The following is a 19,680-nucleotide window of genomic DNA, read 5'->3' as shown; positions in this document are numbered from 1 at the left end:
GTGTCCTATAGCGAAAGGTACGAGTCACTTATTCCTGCGGGTAAAATTGCCTCCATGCATACAGGGGAGATTGCAGGGATAATCGCTACAGAGGGAACTGAATTCGACGGAAAATATAAAACCTCCAACGTGCATTGTCGGGTCAATCTTGACATGAAGGAAATAAAGCAGGAGGAAAGCTCTTATCGAACTACTCCGAAATACTATGATTTCAAAGGGAAAAAGGAAGAGATCCTTACCAAGCATTTTGAAAAAATACACCGGCAAGTAACTGAGATTATCGAAAAGCATCGAGAAATGGCTACTGTAGATTAAATCAAAACTTCTATGAATTGGACTCTAGGTATGGCTCTTTTTCTTCTTGCCTCTCAGAATGGATTTGCACAATTCAATACCCATCAATTCCAAAAGGGAATTCCTAAAGTAAAAGTGATCCGACAGGCAGTTTCCCTAGAAACAGTCCCGGATAATTTGGGCAATTATTCCCAACTGATTCAGCCGATTGAAAAAGAGAATAAGGTTTTGCTTGCCTCTCTCCCATTGGATAGCTTTTCCGTGACATCGAGGTATGGACATCGGATTGACCCGATTACTAAGGATCGCTCCTTTCATCGAGGAATTGATCTTAAAACCAATAGATCCAAAGTCTATTCTATGCTGCACGGTAGAGTTGAATCGGTAGGAACAGATCCACTTTTGGGAAACTTTGTCAAAGTACAGCACGGAAAGTACGAGGCTGTTTACGGTCATCTATCCTATGTGTCTGTATCGAAAGGCGAAAGTCTTTTACCAGGTTCTGTGCTCGGAATTTCTGGAAGTACAGGAAGGTCAACAGGGGATCATCTTCATTTGACCATCAAAAAGGGGCAGAAGTACATCAGCCCTACGCTTTTCATCCAGATGATTTCCAGGATTTTGAGTAAAGAAGAGCTATTAACCTATATATCAAACCAATAACAATATGAAAAATCAAAGTGCATTACCAATGAGGGATTTGGAGATTTTCGGAATCGTCAAAGACGGAAATTTTACAATTCCGGAAAAAGAAGTCCATGCCTTGAAAAATGGGAAAATGACTGATATCGTCGAATTGAAAGATTTGAAGGGGAAAGAGATCCAGATAGATAAGCTGCCGGCAAGACTTTCCATAGTTCGAGGAGAAGATGGGAACCCCTCCTTACGAATTGATCCTGTCTATAGAGAAGCGAACCCTCATCCAGATTTGAGCGAATCAGAACGAAATCAATTGGTCAAGAAGGAATTGGCAAACTTGAAGAAAAGCTACGTGGATAAGGATGGGAATATTCAGTCAGAAATCATAGAGTACGATCATCGAACCAAGCAATTTCTGTCTTACAATCCCAGGGATATTACAGCTCATCAAGAGGTCAATGGGGAAGCGCTTAGTCCGCAGCAAAAAAAGAAATACAAGGAAGGAGAAGTCGTGGCATTAGGAGACGGTACCAAATTTCAACTTTCACCTTCTGCACCCAAAGGCATTCGGTCCAACAATCGGGGTTTAGTCCTATCGGTATTGCTTGATGGAGGGATATCTTACTTGCTGATCACAGGTGTGCAAAAGATGTTGGGTAAGGAAAGCCAGCTAAGAAAAGGCTTATAGTAAAGGCTATTTGCAAGCTGTCAAACAGGTTCAAAAACAAGTAGAACGTAGAATTTCCAGAAATCCTAATGACAAAGATGCAGTCCGTGACTTAAACAATATCAAGGAGGAATATTCCAAAATTTCCGCTGATGATAATCTCCCAAAAGAAGTCCGAGATGATTTTGATATCAACAAAATCAAGCGGCTAAACAGTATCGACACTGAAGAAGGAAGAAATCCAAGAAAGAAAAGTGGAGAGCAAGACAATGACCAGGAACGGGACATTTGATATTTTGACTTACAAGGGCGTTGAAAAGGATATTCAGCGCCTTTTTTCCAATCTTGCCTGGCAAGACAAGAAGGGTCAGATTCATTTTGACTTTTTCGATGAAGATGGTGAGCTCGTGGATAGGGAAGTGCTTAGTCTTTACAGAAACAAGCAAGCTTCCTTTGGTATTTCAAGCCTTCATATTTCGGATTCGATTCGATCAGTATTTGTCTCGGATTCCTATTCTTCGCTAATCTTTTTTGTCAATCAGTTTAAGGGAAGGATTGCTTTCGAAGAAGCAGGATTTATAGTGTTGGGAGCAAATTTCGACCATCCATTGTTAGCAAGAACACTTGATGAAATTCCAAAAAAAGCAAAGGTCAATACCGTTTTCAGTTCCTCGATTTTGGGAAGGGTCATGGATTGTAAGGTTCAGAATTTGATCCAGGAAAGAGAATGTTCCTTTAAGTTGGATAGTAACCTTATTCACTTCAAAAGCACCAATAAGATCTCATCGGAATCTATTATTTCATTTTCACTTCGAACGTATTGTATATCACAAGGAGTAAAGCAAACAGTTCGAACCTTCAAGCCCAAAAAGATGGGGGTTGAGTCGTTTTATCAACTCAATCAATTGGCTTTGGATGAAGCTAAATAATATGGTTTTGCTATATTTATCAACTCAATATCTTTGAACCTGAATTTTTAAACCAAACCAATTCCACAATGAGAAATCTGAATTACCTATTATTTTTTGTTTTTGCCAGTCTATTGTTCGCCTGTTCCTCGGAAGATGAAGAACCCAAATTGGTGGAGAAAAACGTCACTATCGAAGTAGAAATGGCAGGGGACTATTCTGATTATCTAGTGACTTTTACTGTTCATAGCATGTTGGCTGGAACTTCCACTTTTGTCACTCCACAGTTGGTTGAACCTACTTCATTAGAGTGGACTCAGATAATTGAACAAGGGAATTCTTACACCGTTACATATGAACCTTCAGCGAGTTCTCTTGAGGTTCAATCCACTTCCGATATCCACAGCTTGGGATTTGTATTTAATGCTGTTCCATTGGATAGAAATACTGATGATACGTTTGATCTGATGTCTGCTAGTATTCGAGTTTTGGCAGATGGAGAAGTATATAGAGAATACGATTATGAGGCATTGCCCTCAGATCAGACTTCTGTTCCTTTGGCAGATGAGATCAATATTGATTGATTTAGCTACGAGTCATATTTTCCATTCAACTGCCTTTCATGTCGATGAATTCTAATGCCCCATTCCGGTTTTATCCAATTGTATGCACAAAGGTCGAACCGCCTGTCAGTTTCAAAAAATTGGAGCTTCTAGCAGAATTTTTCGAAAAACAGGGTTTCCTACGGACTACCTCCCAGTTTTTAAATTCTAATTTTTGATCACTTTCCAGACCGTCCTAAATGACCTGCATAAATTTTAACTAAAACCAAAATACTATGGCATTCTCAAAAAAGTACATCGGAAAAGGCAAGCAAGTCGAAAACATGGAAATCGTCGAAGTAAGCCTCAACATGGCAGAGCTCCAAAACCACAGCTTCGAATACGAAGGCGAAACTTACGTCAAGTTCAATGTCGCCAAACTGAAAGAACCAGATCAGTACGGTAAAACTCACACAGTTTATTTTTCTGTCAAAGAGTCTGAATCGGATGAATCTTGACTAAAAAGCCCTTAGGGGCTTTTTTATAGTCAAAAGCAAGGTGGTTTTCATTATTCTACCCATCTATTAATTCGTACATGCTTTTACACAATAGATTTATACAATACTCATTAACTTGATGTGCTCCCGTTTTTAGTGATTGTAGCCCAATCCTATATGAGATAGATATTTCGCCAGGTATTTTGGTTCGAAACTCACAAAAATTTTTTTGATCTAACCTTTCTATTTTATTTTGAATTTCAAGATTTTTAAAATTTTTCGGGTTATATCTGACAGTTACTAAATGATTTACTTGGTCAGTAAATTCCAGACTTTCATTCTCTATAAATTTTTTTGCAGAATCAAGAATTTTCGTGGGGGCTTCGATGTAGTTGTCTAATGCACCATCATTTTTTAGTTTTCTTACAATATCCAAATGGTTTTTTAAAAGGTAATAGAAGTCTTTATTGAAAATTTCTGGAAGCCCTACTGAGCCACCAAAAGTATAGTGTAATTTTTCAGTTAGATAAACTCCTTCAATTGGATCTATTGTTTCTACAAACCGTTTCAAAAGATCATGGGCTTTTTCCAATTCAATAATTGATTCAAAAGCTTTCAATTTTTGCTCTTTGAATATTTCCGGAATTTTCCCTTCATTATATTCAATTTGTTCGGAATATTCGGGTAATATGCCTTCAAAATCAGGATTGACAGATTCTAGATTAGTGAAAATATATGCTCTGTTCCGATAAAAATCTGCTGATTTTATCGAATTTTCAATTCTCAAAAGTGCTAACTCTTTATTGCAAACTTCAAACTCATCAGTTAATACCTTCATTGCTAAGCAGGTTACATAGTTTTCTTTACCCCTTGAAAAAATTCTTTTAATGTCACTGGAAAATAATAGAAATAATTTGTGTTCGTTTGAATTCCCTGTGTTGACTAGTAAGGAAAAGTCCAATCTTGGATTTCCATGATTATCCAAAAAGTAGCTTTTCTTTATCCTAATTGGAGTGTTTCCATCTTGGACAAACTTTGCTTGGACCCTACCAAAACGAATATCAGTATTTAAAATATCTGTTTCAGTCAATTTTAATTGAACAATAAAATCAGCACCATCAATATCAACAGATCGTTCTAATATCCAAAATCGATCTATTAGGAATGCTTTTGTTCTAGCTTCTCCAATAGAGGCATTTTGCATTCGTTTTATTGTGGAATCCATTACTTATCGCTTTTTATTCAACAAACCGTACCTACTGGTTTTTCTATTTTGGTTCCGGAGTCGGATTGTTTTTTTGTAATAGGAATAAAAAATATCATAATAATTATAACTATCGTCAAGATTCCGAATCCAATATTAGCTATCTGAAAGCAACGAGCTGCATAAAGCAAATTGTCTCCTTTTTTATTGTCGAGTTCAGCTGATCTGTCAACGATAACAACTAGATCATTTATCTCTTCATTGATAAAATCAATTTCTTTTTTTCTGCCTTTTATTGTCTCAGTACTTCTGTTAGGATACTGGTAGCGATTTATTTCTAGTGTCTTGGTGGCATGTATAACTGCGAATAAATAATGAATTAAGACAATTAGAAATGCTAGAGATAAAACCACTCTATAAAAAAAGGGGATTTCAGAAAAACTCTCTAATAGTAAGGAAATGAACAAGAAGAAAACAGAAGAGACAATACTTGCTTGCCCAATCAGCTGCGAGTTTTTTGTTTCTATTGTATTTCTTCTTTCAATGTGATTAGCTTCCATTTCTTTGAGGTAACCCAATTTTCTTTCAGCAATTGAAATCTTTTTCTCCCTTTTGAACTCATATTTAATTGGAGGGGTTTTTACTGAATTCTTCCCAGAATCCTATATATCTTAAATAGTTTTTAATCATCTCCATTAGTAAAAAGAAGAGAAATTATGGCATCTGATATGGGTAAACCTGTTTCCAGTTCAATCCAAGCCCATTGCCCGTTCGGGTTTATTTCTAAAAATATATACCTTCCATCGATATCATAAATCATATCAATAGCACCAAAAGAAAGCCCCAATTTTTTAACAAGCTCGATACATTTGAACTCAATTTCAGCTGGTAAAGTAATTGGAATTAATAATGACTTTCCTTTTCTCCAATCAACAGAAGTATTTTGATTAGACTGGGAGTTTATTTTAACCGTAAAAACCTTATCATTTACAACTGTAATTCTTAATTCATATTGTTTCAGAATATGTTTTTGGAAAATACATGGAGTTAGATCAAAGTCGTGAATACTTTCAATCGTATCAGCGTGTATAATATTTGTAAAAATATTTTTGAATCCATCGACCATTTCCACCCTTCCTTGCCTAATTGGCTTTATTATTACATTTTTATCTTGATCGTTGAAAAAATTCTGAAGTTCCTGATGATTGTTCGTGATTAGTGTTTCAGGAACATGAAATCCTAGATTTATTGCTTCAGTTAATTGAAGGAGTTTATTTTCCGCTCGATATATTTTGTCTGGTTTGCTTATCCAAACTTTTGGAGATAGAACTTCAAAAATATTACTGAATAGTGTTTCAAAATCCTGGAGTAAAAAAAGACGTTCTTTTGATTCAACTTTTTCTAGTAAAGGAAGCTTAAATCTCCTGAACCATACCGAGTCAAATTTCGAATGTCCGTCAATACTTAAAGGGTTATCTGAAGTTGGATTAATCGAATAGCTTTTTGAAAAAATATCCTCGCAATTTAATCTGTAGTATCTAATTTTCTTTCTATTTAGCTTTTCAATTAGAAAATCAGCCGTATAATCTTCCTTATGTGTAAAAATAAGTATCATCTGTCTGAATCGCTGGATTCAATGGTTTTAGTATTTGTGTTTGTGTCAAGTAGGTTTATAAGTTTCCCTAGATCAAAATCGCTGTCGGTAATTTCTGAATTTGACAAGCTTTTGGTGCTTGTATGGAGAATTGAATTTAAACGATGGTGTCTATCAAAATCAGAGTCTGTTCCCTCACCTGAAACTCTTGTGTTAGTTTGAGTTCCAAGGTTTACTTGAGAAATTGCCGGAATGTTCGTGCCCTTTAGTACAGATAAATTTTGATTTTTTGAATACTCTATAATAGAGTAATCTAGATCTTCTTTCCCATTATTTTCAGCAAAGTTTAGTATCAATGGTTTCATGAGGTTATATTTTTTTAAGCCTATAAACGTGTCCAAACGAATTAAGTGGGGATTGAATGTAAGTTGTTGCCTGCAAAATGATCCGATCGGAGTCTAAAAATTATTGATTTGTTAGGAAGTATACAAATTGATCTAATTTGTTGATACTCAAATCGCCCCCAACTCCCAATTACCTCAAAAATTCGTTTCTGTTTTTTGAGCTGCTTCAATTCTGTTATCACAATGGAAGAGAACTTCCTTAGTTCAATATAGAAAGGTATTTTGAAAAGTTACATTTAGATGTTTCTTTTTACCACTGAATTCCTCGCCAAGTTAGTCCTTTGGGCTCTGGGCGACCGTAAGCTTCCGGCATAAAGCCGCTTGCTGCGCTGCGCTTTTTATTCCTTTTCCTTTCGGTCTTTGTCGCCCACGGCCTGATGATGCTTCATAATTTATTGTTCCACAAAAACGAAAAAGATTATGGAGACTTCCGAAAGAAAAATTGATTTGTTTGAAGTAGCTGAGATAAAGTTGAGCTACAGTACAAAAGTTAAAAACTCACTTCGTCCGAAGGTGGGAACATCAAGACAAGTATATGATGTGTTTGTCCAAGCCTGGGAAGATGATAGGATAGAATTTGTTGAGGATTTTAAAGTAATGCTGCTATCCAGAGCCAATCGAGTGCTGGGAATTGTAACCATTAGCTCTGGAGGAACAGCCGGAACAGTAGTAGATGTAAAACTGGTCTATGCAGCTGCTATTAAAAGTGCTGCCCAATCAATCGTGCTTGCCCACAATCATCCCTCTGGAAATTTACTGCCATCAGAACAGGATAAAAGATTGACTCAGAGAATCAAGCAAGCTGGAAATATTCTGGATATTCCAGTGTTGGATCATTTGATCATGACATCAGAAGGATATTATTCCTTTGCAGATGAGGGAGAGCTTTAGGGCTCTCTTTTTATTTCGTAATTGGGCTGATTTTTAGTTAGAACGTCCTATGAATGATACTGGAAATAACCAATCAATCCAAAAGGCAGGATCAATGGGCTTTTCCAAACTTGAGGCTAGATAGTTTTTTAGAATTTTTTCCATTTCCTTCCTCGGTTTGGTTATGTTGGTGTATTTGGAGACACCGTCCAGACTGAAGATACTGTCGTTTAGGTAGGCGTTAATTTGGGCTAGGCTTCGATAGAATGCTCCGTCCAGATGGCATTCAAGAGTGAACATAATCTGGTTCATGTATCCCAAGGCACTGCGATCTCCATCTGTGGAGTGGAATCTAATTTCGTCCAAGAGCCAATTGACTTGTTCTTGAGTTGCATTGATTCCATCGACCGTTAGCTGTAGTTGAAGCTCTTGGCTGATTTTCTCACGAATGTTTGGAAGAGTCTTTGGCAGTGAGGTTTTCCAGTATCAGAGAATAGTGGGTTTTGGGGTTGTATAGCAACCAGTTTTTCCTTCGATTGACATAAAATACCGTAGCATTCCATTTTCCCAAGATCGCTGTATTCTCATCACCAACCGAAGGCGTGATATCCTTTTGGATCAATTTCTCTAGCTTTTTGCTGACGTGGATAGGAGTGGACATGGTTATGAATTTGAAGTGTAAAGGTGGGGATTTTTAAGAATACTATCGATTTATAGGGGCTTCCTTTCGGTCAGGCTATCCGCTCTCAATCTTTCTCTGTGAGCCCCAGGCTTTCGGCGAGAAAGGATTTTTGCTACTATCCCTAAGCCATTTCCCCGTTTCGCTCACTCTCTCTATTGAGATTCATTCGCGCCATTTTTTAAATGAATGCTCCTTCCTTCTCATTTCCGGAGAGAGCTTTCACTCCCCACGGCTACCGCTTTACTTCACTTAGCCTTTACCCATTTCCCGACAAGCTGGGAATCGGGAAGGCCGTTCCGAAAAGCCGTATCCAGAGCCTCCTCAGGGGGGGCAAGCCATTTTCCGCTTTTCTTTTCGAACGTCAGGGAGCGTTTTTCTTCCAAGCGGGTTGTCTGATCCGTTCCGGGTTTTTACTGGCATTAAGTCCGCCCAATCAAGCAAAAGTGAAAACCAGAACCTGGGATCGTCAAAAATTCACTTCGCCCTGAAGTGAAAAAGACGGTTTCCTACGGACTGCCTCCGACTTTTTCATTCAGGTTATTGCCTTGCCCAGAACCCAATTTTCTATAGACGCTTGTCGGTCGGAACCTCAACACCAGTGGAAAAAAAAATGTCACTTCTCAGTCAAATATCCCCGCTCTCCCAGAAAAACAATGCTCTCCTGACTATCGGGAAAAGCTCAGTAGTAGTCGGGTCAAGTTTCCTAACATCCTTGGATATAAGTGTGGATGCTTTGGCCAGGACAAATTCCTTTTTATCACTTAAACTTTATGAGAATGAAAGCTTGGGAAAATTTCAATAAACTAGCGGAAACTGTCACCAATGAAATCATCGAGGGAATCCAAAATGAAAACCTCACTTGGGAAAAAGTTTGGAATCCCAGAAATGCACCTAAAAATTATGCTTCAGACAGAGTTTATACAGGTTTTAATGCACTGTGGCTTGCCTGGGTGACAACTTCAAAGAAATTTAGTACTCCTTATTTCCTAACCTTCAAACAAGCAAAGCAATTGGGTGGAAATGTAAAAAAGGATGAAAAAGGAACAAAGGTTGTATTCTGGAAGATCTCCAAGTTTGTCAAGGAAAAGACGAAAAATGAAGAAGGTGAAAACGAGGATGTTTTTGGAAGAAAATTTACTCCTTTCATCTGGACGGTTTTCAACATCGATCAAATAGAAGGAATCGATTTTATAATACAAAACACCGAGGAGGAGCGAGTTTTTTCGCCAATCGAAAGCTGCGAGGCTATTATTTCAGGTTACAGTGATTGCCCAAATATCGTTTATCAAGGCGATGAAGCATATTACAGCCCGGTCAATGATTATATCAATATGCCTGAAAAGGAATCTTTCAAAGGAGTTGGACAATTTTATTCTGTTCTTTTTCATGAAATTTGTCACAGCACAGGTCATGCAAGTAGATTAGGCAGATTTTCAGAAAGACCTGCTTTGGTTGGGTACCAATCTGCTGAATATTCTAAAGAAGAATTAGTTGCGGAAATGGGAGCAAGCTTTCTAAATGCTTACGCTGGAATTAAGGAAGTCAATTTTAAAAATTCCTTGGCTTACCTCAAAGGATGGCTCAAGCCTCTAAAAGATGATCCAAAAATGCTGATCTATGCAGCACAAAAGGCACACCAAGCAGCCAATTACATACTTGGAATTCAAGCTGAGGGGGAGGAGTAATTTCCCCTCTTTTTCTTATGCTTCGGTTTTTACTAACTTAACTTTACTTAGGTCAAATCACTTAAACCAATTTTTCGGAACCACTCCTAATCGTGATATTATTTCTTGGAACTGGATTTGCCCTTTCCCTGATCCAAGATGCGCACCTAAAAAAGCTCTTTCTTTCCAGAATGGGCTTTAAATTGGTTAGCGTTGGTTCGTTTTGTTTTTTTCTGTTGGGATCTTTCGCTTCTTTGAAATTCCTTTTTGGATTCTAGAGTTTATCCAGAATTTCTCTGATTAGCCTTTCTCTGTCTAGTTCCTTTTTTCTTTTTGCTCGTAGGCTCAGGATATAAAGGATCCACACTCCCCAGGCAACTGCAAAAAGTGGAAATGGATTTTCTGCTCCCAATGCCCCAATCATTGCAATGAAGCTGATGAATAATGTACCTAAAAATTTTATTATTGGCCACATAATCAGATGGTTTACTTGATGGTCTATAATACTAGTTTACGATTAATTTTCACAGAGAGTTCTTAAAAATGTAAATAAGTAAAGATGTTTTTATATAAAAATATTATTCATTGTGCTGATATAAATATTTCGTCATATTTGCTTCTTTAGCAAGGTTGTTCCACCTTTTCTCCAGAGTCCAATATTTATCTCCAGGCTGGGCGTAAATCATATTTCTTAGATCATTTTCATCGTTTCCATCCGCCTTCATCCTAGAAAACATCATTTTTCTCTTATAGGATGCCCCAATTGAGGTATAGAATTCAAATTGCTCCCAAGGAAATGTGTCAACGGAATATGTGCCCAATTCCCTTTCGTTCAATTTGTGTATAAACCACTTTTTAAAATCAAGTAAATGCCGATTCGCATCTGAATATTTTTTTAGAGCCCTTTTTACATCATTGTCGAGATTATTTAGGTCATTCAAGAAATGAGCCCATTCGCCAAAATTCTTTCTTAGAATAGAGGCTATATTTTCAAGTTTATCTTTAAAGCTATTCGAGATCAATCCTTCTTTTGGATGATTAAGCAGAACTCTTAGGAAACCCATTGTCAAATCTTCCTCAATTTTAAAAGCAGATTCAAAATCCTTATCAATTAATGAGGTAGCATGATCCCAAGGGTAATGCAAAATGATTTGTGGTTTAACTTTAACAATTTCTCGTATTGCCGCTTGTACCTCTGCTAGTTTTATTAGGTTATTTGGCGAAAATGCCAATTCCATTAATGAAAGCTTTGTGCATACTAGAGTGTATTGATTTGGGTCGGGAACCTGAATTGTATTTTTGCTCAATTCATACCAAATCATGGTATCACAAATAATTCTTGTCATTGAGAGGAAGTTTGAGGGTCAATAAAATGTGAATTTTTCAAATCGGCTAAAATTAACTTATTTCTTCTTTTCTCAGATTCCCAGATACTTACCTCTAACAGATATTTTTGAAAGGATGACACAATTTGTCAGTTTAAAGAGAGTATAAGTCAATCAGATCTTTGCTCACCAATTCTCTTGAACCGATTCTTAGTACTCATTAAATATGAAGTTTGTATTGAAAGGCCTATCTCAAAAAATGAGATAATTGGTTTTTTTCTCTATTTTTAGTTTCGGACTTATTAAAGAGATGAACAGGATTAAAGAAGTGCTTGAGGAAAAGGGTATTACCCAAACTTGGCTGGCAGAGCAGCTGGGGAAAAGCTACAATATGGTCAATAGCTACGTCCAAAATCGTCAACAGCCCCGTTTGGAAATTCTTTTTGAAATAGCCAAAATCCTCCAAGTAAGCGCCAAAGATCTCCTGGTGGATCAAAATCCTGCAAATCAGTCCAATTGAAAAACAGCAAAAGATAAAAGACGAATGTCAGATCGTACTACACAAGAAATGGATGGAAAGAGCCTTTCACCCACTGAAGAAAAATTGAAAGCTTTGAGGGAAGTGCTTCCTGAGGTTTTTACTGAAAATCAGATCGATTGGGAAAAGCTCAAAGCCACTTTAGGTGAGAACATCAATTTTTCAAATGAACGCTATGTGCTCAACTGGGCGGGAAAAAGTGCTGCTTTTAAAATTTTGCAAATCCCTTCCACTAAAACTCTGGTTCCTGCCAAAGATGAAAGCGTAAACTTTGATGAAACCCAAAACATATTCATAGAAGGTGAGAACTTGGAAGTGCTGAAGGTGCTCCAGAAGAGCTACTTTGGCAAGGTCAAAATGATCTACATCGACCCTCCCTATAATACCGGTAATGACTCTTTCATCTACCCTGACAAGTTTTCAGAAACTAAAGCTGAATATGAGAAGCGGGTAGGCGATAAGGACGAGGATGGCTACATGACGAAGGATGGTATGTTCAAAAAGAACAGCAAGGAAAATGGGCAGTATCATAGTAACTGGCTTAATATGATGATGCCAAGACTCTATCTGGCCAAAAACCTACTTCGACAGGATGGAGTGATCTGTGTTTCCATTGATGATAATGAAGTCCATAACCTTCGATTGCTAATGAATGAGGTATTTGGGGAGGAAAATTTTGTTGCAGAATTTATTTGGAAAAGTAGGCAAAATAAGGACAATAGAACTGTTACTGGTGTCTCTATCGATCATGAGTATATCCTTGTTTTTTCGAAAACAAATAGTTTGAGACACTTTATTGGTACACCTCGCAAGACTAATAGTTATACAAATCCTGATAATGACCCAAGAGGTTCTTGGGCTAGTTCAAATATGGTTGGGCTTAAGGATGAAGCCAGTCGTCCAAATCTTCATTATGATTTGATAAATCCTAAGACTTCAATTAACTACGGTCGCCCAAAAATGGGATGGAGATATGATATAAAAACCATGACTAAACTTATTTCTGAAGATAGAATTATATGGCCTGAGTCAGAAGAAGGGAGGCCTAGACGGAAAGTTTTCCTCTCTGATATTAGTGAAGTTTTGCCAGGCTTTTCTTCTATTGTTGGTAATGATTTATTCACTAGAGATGGAACAAAAGAAATAGATGATCTATTTGACAAAAGATATTTTGACTTCCCAAAGTCAAGCAAATTAATAAGTGACCTTATCAATCAAACTTCTGGTAAATCGGATCTTATTTTGGATTTTTTTGCTGGTTCTGGCACAACTGCTCAGGCCGTTATGGAATTAAACAGGCAGGATGGAGGCAACCGAAAATATGTCTGCGTGCAGCTTCCCGAGCTTTGTGAGGAAAAAAGTGAGGCTTTTAAGGCAGGTTATTTTTCCATTGTTGATATTTCTAAAGAGCGAATCAGAAGGGCAGGAAATAAGATCCAAAGTGAAATTGATGAGGAAGTCAATTCGCTTGGACAAAAAATTAAAAAGCTGGAAGGAGAGATTCCGACTGACGAGGCAAAAACAGAAATTGCAAGCCTCCAAGAAAAAATCCAATCGCTACAAACCCAGGATCTGGGTTTCAAGGTACTTAAGTTGGATGATAGCAACTTCAAGCAATGGAAGCAGCTTTCCGGTCACAATGCCCAGGCTTTGGCCGAGCAGATCAAGCTCTTTGTTGATCCCGTGGCTGAGACTGCCACTGAAGAAAGCATGGTCTATGAACTCCTCCTTAAGAGCGGAAAAGACCTCAATAGCCAAATTGAGAAAAGATCAGATGCCTACTGGATCAATGGAAAAGAGCTGGTTTTGATCTTGGACAAAGTTCCCGAAGACACGATCAAAGAAGTGATCGATGCAAAGCCCACCAAGGTCATTGCTTTGGATAGGATCTTTAAGGAGAATGATCAGCTGAAAACCAATACCGTCCTGCAAATGAGAAATGCGGGGATAGAATTCAAGACGATTTAATCCATGGAGTTACTTGCTTATCAGTCACTTTTTAGTGACATCAAACAAAAAATCCAAAGATCTCAGGTCAAGGCAGCTGTAGCAGTCAATTCTGAGATGATTCTATTGTATTGGGAGATTGGTAAATCCATCGCTGAAAAGCAAAGCCAAGAGGGTTGGTCTGCCGGTGTGATACCTCAATTGTCCAAAGACTTGCAAAAGGACCTTTCGCTGGCACCAAGGGTTTTTCAGAAAGAAATTTAGGTAGGATGTTGGCCTTTTACAGGGAATATCCAGAAGCTTCAATTTTGCCACAGCTTGTGGCAAAATTGCCTTGGGGTCACAATATCCTCCTGATCGAGAAAATCAAAGAAAAGGAACTCCGGTTTTGGTATGCGGAACAATGCATCGCCAACAATTGGAGCAGAGATATATTGGATACCCAGGTCAAAACCAATTTGTTTGGTCGGATAGGTAATTCAGTCAATAACTTTGAAGAAACCTTGCCTGCGCCACTTTCAGATCTTGCAAATCAAACACTGAAAGATCCCTATATTTTTGATTTTCTTACACTGGACGCACAACATCGAGAGCGTGATATTGAGAAACAATTGATCCAGCACATCACCCAATTCCTATTGGAGCTTGGGAAGGGTTTTGCCTTTATAGGAAACCAGTATCACTTAAAAGTTGCAGAAAGCGATTATTACCTGGACCTGCTTTTTTATCATACCCGCCTGAAATGCTATGTGGTAATAGAGCTGAAAAACACGCGATTTATCCCTGAGTATGCAGGAAAGTTAAATTTCTATTTGTCGGCAGTAGATAGCTTGGTTAAGGATGTTGCCGATAATCCTACGATCGGGATATTGCTATGCAAAGACAAAAGTAATATTGAGGTGGAATTTGCCCTAAGGGACATCAATAAGCCCATGGGAGTGAGTGAGCTTAAATTGGTGGAAAACTTACCCGATAATCTCAAGAGCAGTCTTCCGACTATTGAAGAAATTGAAGTGGAATTTGATAAGATGAAGAAATGAAGTTAAGCTTTGAGTCAAACCTAGACCATCAGCTAAAAGCTGTCAAGTCCATAACAGATATTTTTGAAGGCCAACCTTTAGAGGATTCATTGGTAGAGTTCAACCTCAAGGAAGAAGGAACACTGAACTTGATCAATGGGGTCAGCAATAACCTTGTTCTTTCCGAAGAGCAAATTCTGGCTAATCTGAAACAAGTACAATCAGATAATGACTTGCCTCTCTCTAAGAAGTTGGACGGCATGCACTTTTCCGTGGAAATGGAGACAGGAACGGGTAAAACATACGTTTATCTGAGATCTATTTATGAATTGAACAAACTATACGGTTTTAAGAAATTCGTCATCGTGGTGCCCTCTGTGCCAATCAGAGAAGGAGTTTTGAAAAATCTGGAAATTACCCACGAGCATTTTCAAACGCTCTATGACAATACTCCGCTCAATTTCCAAGTTTATGACAGCTCTAAGGTTTCATCCTTGAGAGGCTTTGCGACCACAAACACGATTGAAGTTCTGGTGATCAATATTGATTCCTTTTCAAAGGATGAAAACATCATCAATAAGCCCAATGACAAGTTGAATGGCCAAAAACCATTGGAGTTTATCCAATCAACTCATCCAGTGGTGATTGTAGATGAGCCACAAAACATGGAGACAGAGAAAAGAACTGTAGCAATTGAAAATTTGCAAGGTTTGTGTACTCTCAGATATTCTGCTACCCATCGAAATCAATACAATCTTTGCTATAGTTTAAACCCTGTGAAAGCCTATGATTTGGGATTAGTGAAGCAAATCGAAGTTGATTCAGTGATGGAAGAAAATGCCTTTAATAATGCATTTATATCCGTAGAAGCGGTCAAAGCAACCAAAACAAAAGTCACTGCAAAGCTTGCTATAAATAGCAATGAAAAAGGCGGAGTGAGAAAGAAATCTGTAACTATCGCAGTAGGAGATGATTTATACGAGCTTTCTAATGAGAGAGAGGTTTACGCTGATGGATATCTGATTGAAGAAATAGATGCAGCGAATAACTGTATCACAATTTCCAATGGGAATATCATTTATAAAGGAGATAGCCAGGGTGGTTTGACTGAAGAAGTGATGAAGTTCCAAATCCGTAAAACTGTTGAAGAGCATCTAAAAAAGGAGAAGCTTCTCAACAAGCAGGGCATCAAAGTGCTCTCACTATTTTTTATTGATAAAGTTGCTAACTATAGGCAGTATGATGCTTCCGGTATTCCTACCCAAGGAAAGTTTGCACAATGGTTTGAGGAGATCTATTTGGATTTTATGACTAAGCCTACATTTAAAGAGTTGGATAAATTTCCACTGAAGGATGTGCATAATGGCTACTTTTCCCAAGACAATAAGGGAAGGATAAAGGATACCTCGGGTGAAACCAAAGCGGATGATGATACCTACAGTCTGATCATGAAGGACAAGGAAAAATTGCTTGGACTGACCAATCCCGCTTCGATTTATTTTCTCACATTCTGCTTTGAGGGAAGGTTGGGACAATCCCAATGTATTTCAGATATGTACCTTAAATGAAACAAAATCCGAAATCAAGAAGCGCCAGGAAATCGGAAGAGGTCTCAGACTTGCTGTAGATCAGGACGGAAAAAGAACCTATGACCGGAATATCAATAGACTGACGGTAATTGCGAATGAATCCTATGAAGATTTTGCCAATAGTCTTCAACAGGAAATCGAGGATGAATGCGGTGTGTCATTTGCCGGACGAGTCAAGAACAAACAAACCCGCATGGCAATCAAATACAGGAAGGGCTTTGAGGCGGATCCGGCATTTTTGGATATCTGGGAAAAGCTCAAAAAACGCACCACGTACAAAGTGGATTATAAAACGGAGGATCTGATTGACAAAGCAGCAAAGCAACTTAAAGACCTTCCAAAAATCAACGCCCCATCTATTCGATCTACTAAAGTTAGGATCAATATGGGTACAGCGGGAGTAGAAACAGAATATGCTGGTGACAAACTGGAATCATATGGTGGTTATTCCTGGAAGATTCCAGATGTTTTGGGCTATATCCAAAGTAAAACTGAACTGACAAGAACTACTATTGAGCAAATCCTGGTTCAGTCTGGAAGGATAGAAGATATCTTGATTAATCCGCAATTGTTTTTGGATTTATCCATTCAGACTATCAAGAGGGTTCTACATTACCTGATGATAGATGGAATAAAATATCAAAAGATTGGTACCAAGGAATATGAAATGTCCCTTTTTGAATCTCAGGAACTGGAAATATATTTGAATACCTTTTCCTACAAGGTAAAGGACTCTTCAAAAACCATTTCTGCAAGAATATATCCCTCTGGATTCAGGTGTTGAGAGTCAATTTGCCCAGGATTGCGAAAGCAGCGAACAAGTAAAGTTTTATTTCAAATTGCCTAACTGGTTTAAAATCCCAACGCCAATAGGAAATTATAATCCAGACTGGGCGGTAGTATTTGAAAATCAGGAAAAGATCTATTTCGTCGCCGAAACCAAGGATACAGGAACGCCAGTCGTTGATATTTATAGGTTAAGCCCCGATGAGCAAATGAAAATTAAATGCGGCAAAGCTCATTTCGAAGAGTTTAAAGATCTGGAATATAGGGTAGTCAGTAGAGTGGGGCAGTTGGTTGATTAGGGATTAATGATAATTCAATATTGAATGACAAGATTAGCTCCAATGGCTACCGAAATTCTACAATACTCTTCCTTTTTCAATGAAGATCCTCCATCTCGTATTTCTTTACTAGAAGGGTTATCGAAAGATGCAATTTTGTATGAATTGGCATATCTCAACCATCTTATAAAACCCAAAAACAGAATTTTCTTTGATACTAGTTTCGATACGCAAAAGGAGATATTAAAACACCTTTTGAAATCTGATGTACTCTATACGCTTTACTTTAGGGATTTTGTAAATCACTTTCATGGGAAATCATCTCCAATAATTTTTTTTAGAGGGACCTTTTTATATGCAATTGAAGAGATTTATCAAAGTGATGAAGTTAATCCAATCGATGGATTTAAATTTGAAAATGTAGGTCAGTGGGAAAGGCTTTTTAAATATTTATTAGCGGTAAATACAGAGCTACTTAAATTAAAATCCAAATCAAAAGAAGCGGATGAGAATCCAACTTTTGAAAATTTGAACCCAGCAACATTGCCAATAAATGAGTTATTGTTGGAAATAAACCCTGTATTTACGGTCTGTCGGAGTTTTTCCATGTTTGATTTTTTCCTAAAGACCGAAAAGTATTCGGAAAACTTGATTCAATATTTTAACAAAACCTATGGATGCATGCCGAAAGAATTTGTTCAAAGAATTCAAAGCGTAATCATGCACGAATCTTATGAAGATAAGAAGTTTGGTTTCTGGTACCCCTCAAATGGAGAAGATCCATTTTTAGAGACTTTAAGTAGAAAGACAAAAAGTAAAGTTATCCTTAAGTTTATTGGGATTAGAAAATCTCCATTGATTAAAGTAAGCAATAATGAATATTTACTTTCAGATTCTATTCTTTTGATAGAAAAATGCTGTTCTCAATTTTTGAATGACTTTTGGTTTGATTTCTTAAAAAGGAACTACAAAGAAATTGACGAGCAAAATAGGGCAATAGAAGAATTTTCCGGGTATTTTGGGAGGTTCTTTGAACAATACTGTTGTGGGATTTTGAGAAGGATATTTGAAGAATATGAGCATTCAATTTTTTTATCTCTCGATCAACTAGCTATTCCAGATTCAAAGGGAGGAAGCGAATTTTCGGATTTTTATTTTCGCTATAATAACAAAATTATTGTGGGTCAAATTAAGAGCGGGAGCCTCAATGACAAGTCTAAATATGGTGGGGATATTGAAAGTTTATATCAAAAAGGAAGAGAGGAGTTTTTCAGCCGTTTTGGGGTGGACCAATTGGCGAAGTCTGTCTCAACTTTATTGGAAAAGGCACCTTTGTTTGACAAAGGATTTCCGGTAGGTAAACAGATCCATGTTTTCCCTTTGTTAGTTGTTAATGAGAAGGTTTTTCAAACAGCATTATTTGCAGATGTTTTTAGTGATCGATTTGAAGAATTAACTAAGGGCTTGATTAACAAAAAGGTATGTGTTAAAAGGATGTTGTTAACTCATGTTTCGGATTGGGAAAATTCAGAAGCCTATCTAACTGAATCACCAAGAAGGATCTGGGGAATGTTTGATAGTCATTTCCGGGATAAAAAATTTGTCCCTGCATTCTCAAACACGATAAACAAACTTATTCCTGTTCAGAAGCGTATTCCCAACGGTTTTGCGGAACGATTCTTAAAGTTTCTTCGATGATATGCTAGAATATGGGAGATAAAGTAGATCCTTTATTAGAATTAGCTGTCTGGGGCAATTTGGACAGATTTTCCGACTATTCCTTAATACTATTAAATGGTCATATTTTTCTTGAAAAGATAATTGAGATAGCCTTAAAGAGAATGGGAGACCCTGATCCAGAGAAGTTGTCCTTTTACTCAAAAGTAATAAGATTGAAACACCTGTTGGGGCAATCACCACATTCAGATTCTATAATTTATTCTTTGACAGAGCTAAATAGACTGAGAAACAAATTAGCTCATGAATTTAAATACGATGCAAAAAATGGCGAGTTCCACAGCTGGTCAGAGCAAGTCCATCTTAATTTTGAAGGTGAAAAATACACCAAGTTTACTCCAAGAACTAAAATTGTCCATGCATTCTCTTTTTTGGCTATAAATATTTTGGAGGCATCAAATCAAGAATAATAGTGACAATTTAAACTAGCAAGTTCCTCCCTATATGAGGGCAGTTCCCGAAAATTTTATTGCTGACCAGATAATTAGATAATTTG

General features: G+C 37.5%; 26 protein-coding genes. 18 read left to right on the top strand and 8 right to left on the bottom strand.

Annotation, left to right across the window (positions count from 1 at the left end; genetic code table 11):
• The 7 genes from AC0L6R_RS14090 to AC0L6R_RS14060 all read left to right on the top strand — a co-directional run bounded on the left by AC0L6R_RS14090 (position 1) and on the right by AC0L6R_RS14060 (position 3,568).
• Positions 1-315, top strand: coding sequence for an alpha-crystallin domain-containing protein (locus AC0L6R_RS14090; RefSeq protein WP_473271794.1), 315 nt, complete (start codon positions 1-3; stop codon positions 313-315).
• Between the two features lie 12 nt (positions 316-327).
• Positions 328-957: a M23 family metallopeptidase gene (locus AC0L6R_RS14085; RefSeq protein WP_473271793.1), complete on the top strand. Its 630-nt coding sequence runs from the start codon at positions 328-330 to the stop codon at positions 955-957.
• A 4-nt stretch (positions 958-961) separates the two neighbouring features.
• Positions 962-1,621: a DUF4099 domain-containing protein gene (locus AC0L6R_RS14080; RefSeq protein WP_473271792.1), complete on the top strand. Its 660-nt coding sequence runs from the start codon at positions 962-964 to the stop codon at positions 1,619-1,621.
• Between the two features lie 10 nt (positions 1,622-1,631).
• Entirely contained in the window at positions 1,632-1,892 is a 261-nt protein-coding gene (locus tag AC0L6R_RS14075; RefSeq protein ID WP_473271791.1) for a hypothetical protein, read from the top strand.
• On the top strand, positions 1,870-2,529 hold the full coding sequence (locus AC0L6R_RS14070; RefSeq protein WP_473271790.1) for a hypothetical protein: 660 nt from the start codon (positions 1,870-1,872) through the stop codon (positions 2,527-2,529). Before AC0L6R_RS14075 ends, AC0L6R_RS14070 begins: the two co-directional genes overlap by 23 nt.
• 68 nt (positions 2,530-2,597) lie before the next feature.
• Positions 2,598-3,092, top strand: coding sequence for a hypothetical protein (locus AC0L6R_RS14065; RefSeq protein WP_473271789.1), 495 nt, complete (start codon positions 2,598-2,600; stop codon positions 3,090-3,092).
• A gap of 254 nt (positions 3,093-3,346) precedes the next feature.
• A complete protein-coding gene (locus AC0L6R_RS14060; protein WP_283412433.1) occupies positions 3,347-3,568 on the top strand; it encodes a hypothetical protein in 222 nt (73 codons plus the stop codon).
• A 55-nt stretch (positions 3,569-3,623) separates the two neighbouring features.
• On the opposite strand, the gene AC0L6R_RS14055 is transcribed toward AC0L6R_RS14060, so the two are convergent.
• From AC0L6R_RS14055 to AC0L6R_RS14040, 4 genes are all read right to left on the bottom strand, one after another.
• The gene (locus tag AC0L6R_RS14055) at positions 3,624-4,772 is read right to left on the bottom strand and encodes a hypothetical protein (protein ID WP_473271788.1); all 1,149 of its coding nucleotides are present in this window, start codon (positions 4,770-4,772) and stop codon (positions 3,624-3,626) included.
• A gap of 17 nt (positions 4,773-4,789) precedes the next feature.
• Positions 4,790-5,311, bottom strand: a complete 522-nt coding sequence (locus AC0L6R_RS14050) for a hypothetical protein (RefSeq protein ID WP_473271787.1) — start codon at positions 5,309-5,311, stop codon at positions 4,790-4,792.
• Between the two features lie 122 nt (positions 5,312-5,433).
• Entirely contained in the window at positions 5,434-6,366 is a 933-nt protein-coding gene (locus AC0L6R_RS14045) for an ATP-grasp domain-containing protein (RefSeq protein ID WP_283412436.1), read from the bottom strand.
• The gene (locus AC0L6R_RS14040) at positions 6,363-6,710 is read right to left on the bottom strand and encodes a hypothetical protein (RefSeq protein ID WP_283412437.1); all 348 of its coding nucleotides are present in this window, start codon (positions 6,708-6,710) and stop codon (positions 6,363-6,365) included. The genes AC0L6R_RS14045 and AC0L6R_RS14040 overlap by 4 nt, the downstream gene beginning before the upstream one ends.
• A gap of 459 nt (positions 6,711-7,169) precedes the next feature.
• Here AC0L6R_RS14040 and AC0L6R_RS14035 point away from each other — a divergent pair, with 459 nt between their 5' ends.
• On the top strand, positions 7,170-7,640 hold the full coding sequence (locus tag AC0L6R_RS14035; protein ID WP_473271786.1) for a JAB domain-containing protein: 471 nt from the start codon (positions 7,170-7,172) through the stop codon (positions 7,638-7,640).
• 33 nt (positions 7,641-7,673) lie between these two features.
• Here the strand turns inward: AC0L6R_RS14035 and AC0L6R_RS14030 are convergent, their stop codons facing one another.
• Positions 7,674-8,057: a DUF6933 domain-containing protein gene (locus AC0L6R_RS14030; protein ID WP_473271990.1), complete on the bottom strand. Its 384-nt coding sequence runs from the start codon at positions 8,055-8,057 to the stop codon at positions 7,674-7,676.
• Between the two features lie 4 nt (positions 8,058-8,061).
• Positions 8,062-8,280: a DUF6933 domain-containing protein gene (locus AC0L6R_RS14025; protein WP_473271785.1), complete on the bottom strand. Its 219-nt coding sequence runs from the start codon at positions 8,278-8,280 to the stop codon at positions 8,062-8,064.
• A 797-nt stretch (positions 8,281-9,077) separates the two neighbouring features.
• Here AC0L6R_RS14025 and AC0L6R_RS14020 point away from each other — a divergent pair.
• Positions 9,078-9,986, top strand: coding sequence for an ArdC family protein (locus tag AC0L6R_RS14020; protein WP_283412440.1), 909 nt, complete (start codon positions 9,078-9,080; stop codon positions 9,984-9,986).
• Between the two features lie 253 nt (positions 9,987-10,239).
• Here AC0L6R_RS14020 and AC0L6R_RS14015 read toward each other — a convergent pair whose 3' ends face one another.
• Positions 10,240-10,440, bottom strand: coding sequence for a hypothetical protein (locus AC0L6R_RS14015; RefSeq protein WP_139235860.1), 201 nt, complete (start codon positions 10,438-10,440; stop codon positions 10,240-10,242).
• A 103-nt stretch (positions 10,441-10,543) separates the two neighbouring features.
• Positions 10,544-11,311: a hypothetical protein gene (locus AC0L6R_RS14010; protein ID WP_473271784.1), complete on the bottom strand. Its 768-nt coding sequence runs from the start codon at positions 11,309-11,311 to the stop codon at positions 10,544-10,546.
• A gap of 289 nt (positions 11,312-11,600) precedes the next feature.
• Between AC0L6R_RS14010 and AC0L6R_RS14005 the strand changes: the two genes are divergently transcribed.
• The 9 genes from AC0L6R_RS14005 to AC0L6R_RS13965 are packed head-to-tail and all read left to right on the top strand — an operon-like array spanning position 11,601 to position 19,594.
• The gene (locus tag AC0L6R_RS14005; RefSeq protein WP_091692286.1) at positions 11,601-11,810 is read left to right on the top strand and encodes a helix-turn-helix transcriptional regulator; all 210 of its coding nucleotides are present in this window, start codon (positions 11,601-11,603) and stop codon (positions 11,808-11,810) included.
• A gap of 24 nt (positions 11,811-11,834) precedes the next feature.
• A complete protein-coding gene (locus AC0L6R_RS14000; RefSeq protein ID WP_473271783.1) occupies positions 11,835-13,796 on the top strand; it encodes a site-specific DNA-methyltransferase in 1,962 nt (653 codons plus the stop codon).
• A 3-nt stretch (positions 13,797-13,799) separates the two neighbouring features.
• Positions 13,800-14,039: a DUF1016 N-terminal domain-containing protein gene (locus AC0L6R_RS13995; RefSeq protein WP_473271782.1), complete on the top strand. Its 240-nt coding sequence runs from the start codon at positions 13,800-13,802 to the stop codon at positions 14,037-14,039.
• 5 nt (positions 14,040-14,044) lie between these two features.
• The gene (locus AC0L6R_RS13990; protein WP_473271781.1) at positions 14,045-14,815 is read left to right on the top strand and encodes a PDDEXK nuclease domain-containing protein; all 771 of its coding nucleotides are present in this window, start codon (positions 14,045-14,047) and stop codon (positions 14,813-14,815) included.
• Entirely contained in the window at positions 14,812-16,362 is a 1,551-nt protein-coding gene (locus AC0L6R_RS13985) for a DEAD/DEAH box helicase family protein (RefSeq protein ID WP_473271780.1), read from the top strand. Before AC0L6R_RS13990 ends, AC0L6R_RS13985 begins: the two co-directional genes overlap by 4 nt.
• Positions 16,310-17,167, top strand: a complete 858-nt coding sequence (locus AC0L6R_RS13980) for a hypothetical protein (RefSeq protein ID WP_473271779.1) — start codon at positions 16,310-16,312, stop codon at positions 17,165-17,167. The genes AC0L6R_RS13985 and AC0L6R_RS13980 overlap by 53 nt, the downstream gene beginning before the upstream one ends.
• Positions 17,133-17,468: a restriction endonuclease gene (locus AC0L6R_RS13975; RefSeq protein WP_473271989.1), complete on the top strand. Its 336-nt coding sequence runs from the start codon at positions 17,133-17,135 to the stop codon at positions 17,466-17,468. Before AC0L6R_RS13980 ends, AC0L6R_RS13975 begins: the two co-directional genes overlap by 35 nt.
• Positions 17,469-17,492: 24 nt before the next feature.
• Complete coding sequence (locus AC0L6R_RS13970; protein WP_473271778.1) at positions 17,493-19,145, top strand: hypothetical protein; 1,653 nt, start codon at positions 17,493-17,495, stop codon at positions 19,143-19,145.
• 11 nt (positions 19,146-19,156) lie between these two features.
• Entirely contained in the window at positions 19,157-19,594 is a 438-nt protein-coding gene (locus AC0L6R_RS13965) for a hypothetical protein (RefSeq protein WP_283412445.1), read from the top strand.
• Positions 19,595-19,680: the final 86 nt, after the last annotated feature.

The organism is Algoriphagus sp. 10J20-15 (assembly GCF_055809615.1).
The sequence above is the reverse complement of the archived record's forward strand: the minus strand, read 5'-3'. Positions and strand labels throughout refer to the sequence as shown.

Coding starts and splice junctions, on each gene's coding strand:
- AC0L6R_RS14085 (WP_473271793.1), top strand. CDS start 328: ATGAATTGGACTCTAGGTATGGCTCTTTTTCTTCTTGCCTCTCAGAAT.
- AC0L6R_RS14080 (WP_473271792.1), top strand. CDS start 962: ATGAAAAATCAAAGTGCATTACCAATGAGGGATTTGGAGATTTTCGGA.
- AC0L6R_RS14070 (WP_473271790.1), top strand. CDS start 1,870: ATGACCAGGAACGGGACATTTGATATTTTGACTTACAAGGGCGTTGAA.
- AC0L6R_RS14065 (WP_473271789.1), top strand. CDS start 2,598: ATGAGAAATCTGAATTACCTATTATTTTTTGTTTTTGCCAGTCTATTG.
- AC0L6R_RS14060 (WP_283412433.1), top strand. CDS start 3,347: ATGGCATTCTCAAAAAAGTACATCGGAAAAGGCAAGCAAGTCGAAAAC.
- AC0L6R_RS14055 (WP_473271788.1), bottom strand. CDS start 4,772: ATGGATTCCACAATAAAACGAATGCAAAATGCCTCTATTGGAGAAGCT.
- AC0L6R_RS14050 (WP_473271787.1), bottom strand. CDS start 5,311: ATGGAAGCTAATCACATTGAAAGAAGAAATACAATAGAAACAAAAAAC.
- AC0L6R_RS14045 (WP_283412436.1), bottom strand. CDS start 6,366: ATGATACTTATTTTTACACATAAGGAAGATTATACGGCTGATTTTCTA.
- AC0L6R_RS14040 (WP_283412437.1), bottom strand. CDS start 6,710: ATGAAACCATTGATACTAAACTTTGCTGAAAATAATGGGAAAGAAGAT.
- AC0L6R_RS14035 (WP_473271786.1), top strand. CDS start 7,170: ATGGAGACTTCCGAAAGAAAAATTGATTTGTTTGAAGTAGCTGAGATA.
- AC0L6R_RS14025 (WP_473271785.1), bottom strand. CDS start 8,280: ATGTCCACTCCTATCCACGTCAGCAAAAAGCTAGAGAAATTGATCCAA.
- AC0L6R_RS14020 (WP_283412440.1), top strand. CDS start 9,078: ATGAAAGCTTGGGAAAATTTCAATAAACTAGCGGAAACTGTCACCAAT.
- AC0L6R_RS14015 (WP_139235860.1), bottom strand. CDS start 10,440: ATGTGGCCAATAATAAAATTTTTAGGTACATTATTCATCAGCTTCATT.
- AC0L6R_RS14010 (WP_473271784.1), bottom strand. CDS start 11,311: ATGACAAGAATTATTTGTGATACCATGATTTGGTATGAATTGAGCAAA.
- AC0L6R_RS14005 (WP_091692286.1), top strand. CDS start 11,601: ATGAACAGGATTAAAGAAGTGCTTGAGGAAAAGGGTATTACCCAAACT.
- AC0L6R_RS14000 (WP_473271783.1), top strand. CDS start 11,835: ATGTCAGATCGTACTACACAAGAAATGGATGGAAAGAGCCTTTCACCC.
- AC0L6R_RS13995 (WP_473271782.1), top strand. CDS start 13,800: ATGGAGTTACTTGCTTATCAGTCACTTTTTAGTGACATCAAACAAAAA.
- AC0L6R_RS13990 (WP_473271781.1), top strand. CDS start 14,045: ATGTTGGCCTTTTACAGGGAATATCCAGAAGCTTCAATTTTGCCACAG.
- AC0L6R_RS13985 (WP_473271780.1), top strand. CDS start 14,812: ATGAAGTTAAGCTTTGAGTCAAACCTAGACCATCAGCTAAAAGCTGTC.
- AC0L6R_RS13970 (WP_473271778.1), top strand. CDS start 17,493: ATGACAAGATTAGCTCCAATGGCTACCGAAATTCTACAATACTCTTCC.
- AC0L6R_RS13965 (WP_283412445.1), top strand. CDS start 19,157: ATGGGAGATAAAGTAGATCCTTTATTAGAATTAGCTGTCTGGGGCAAT.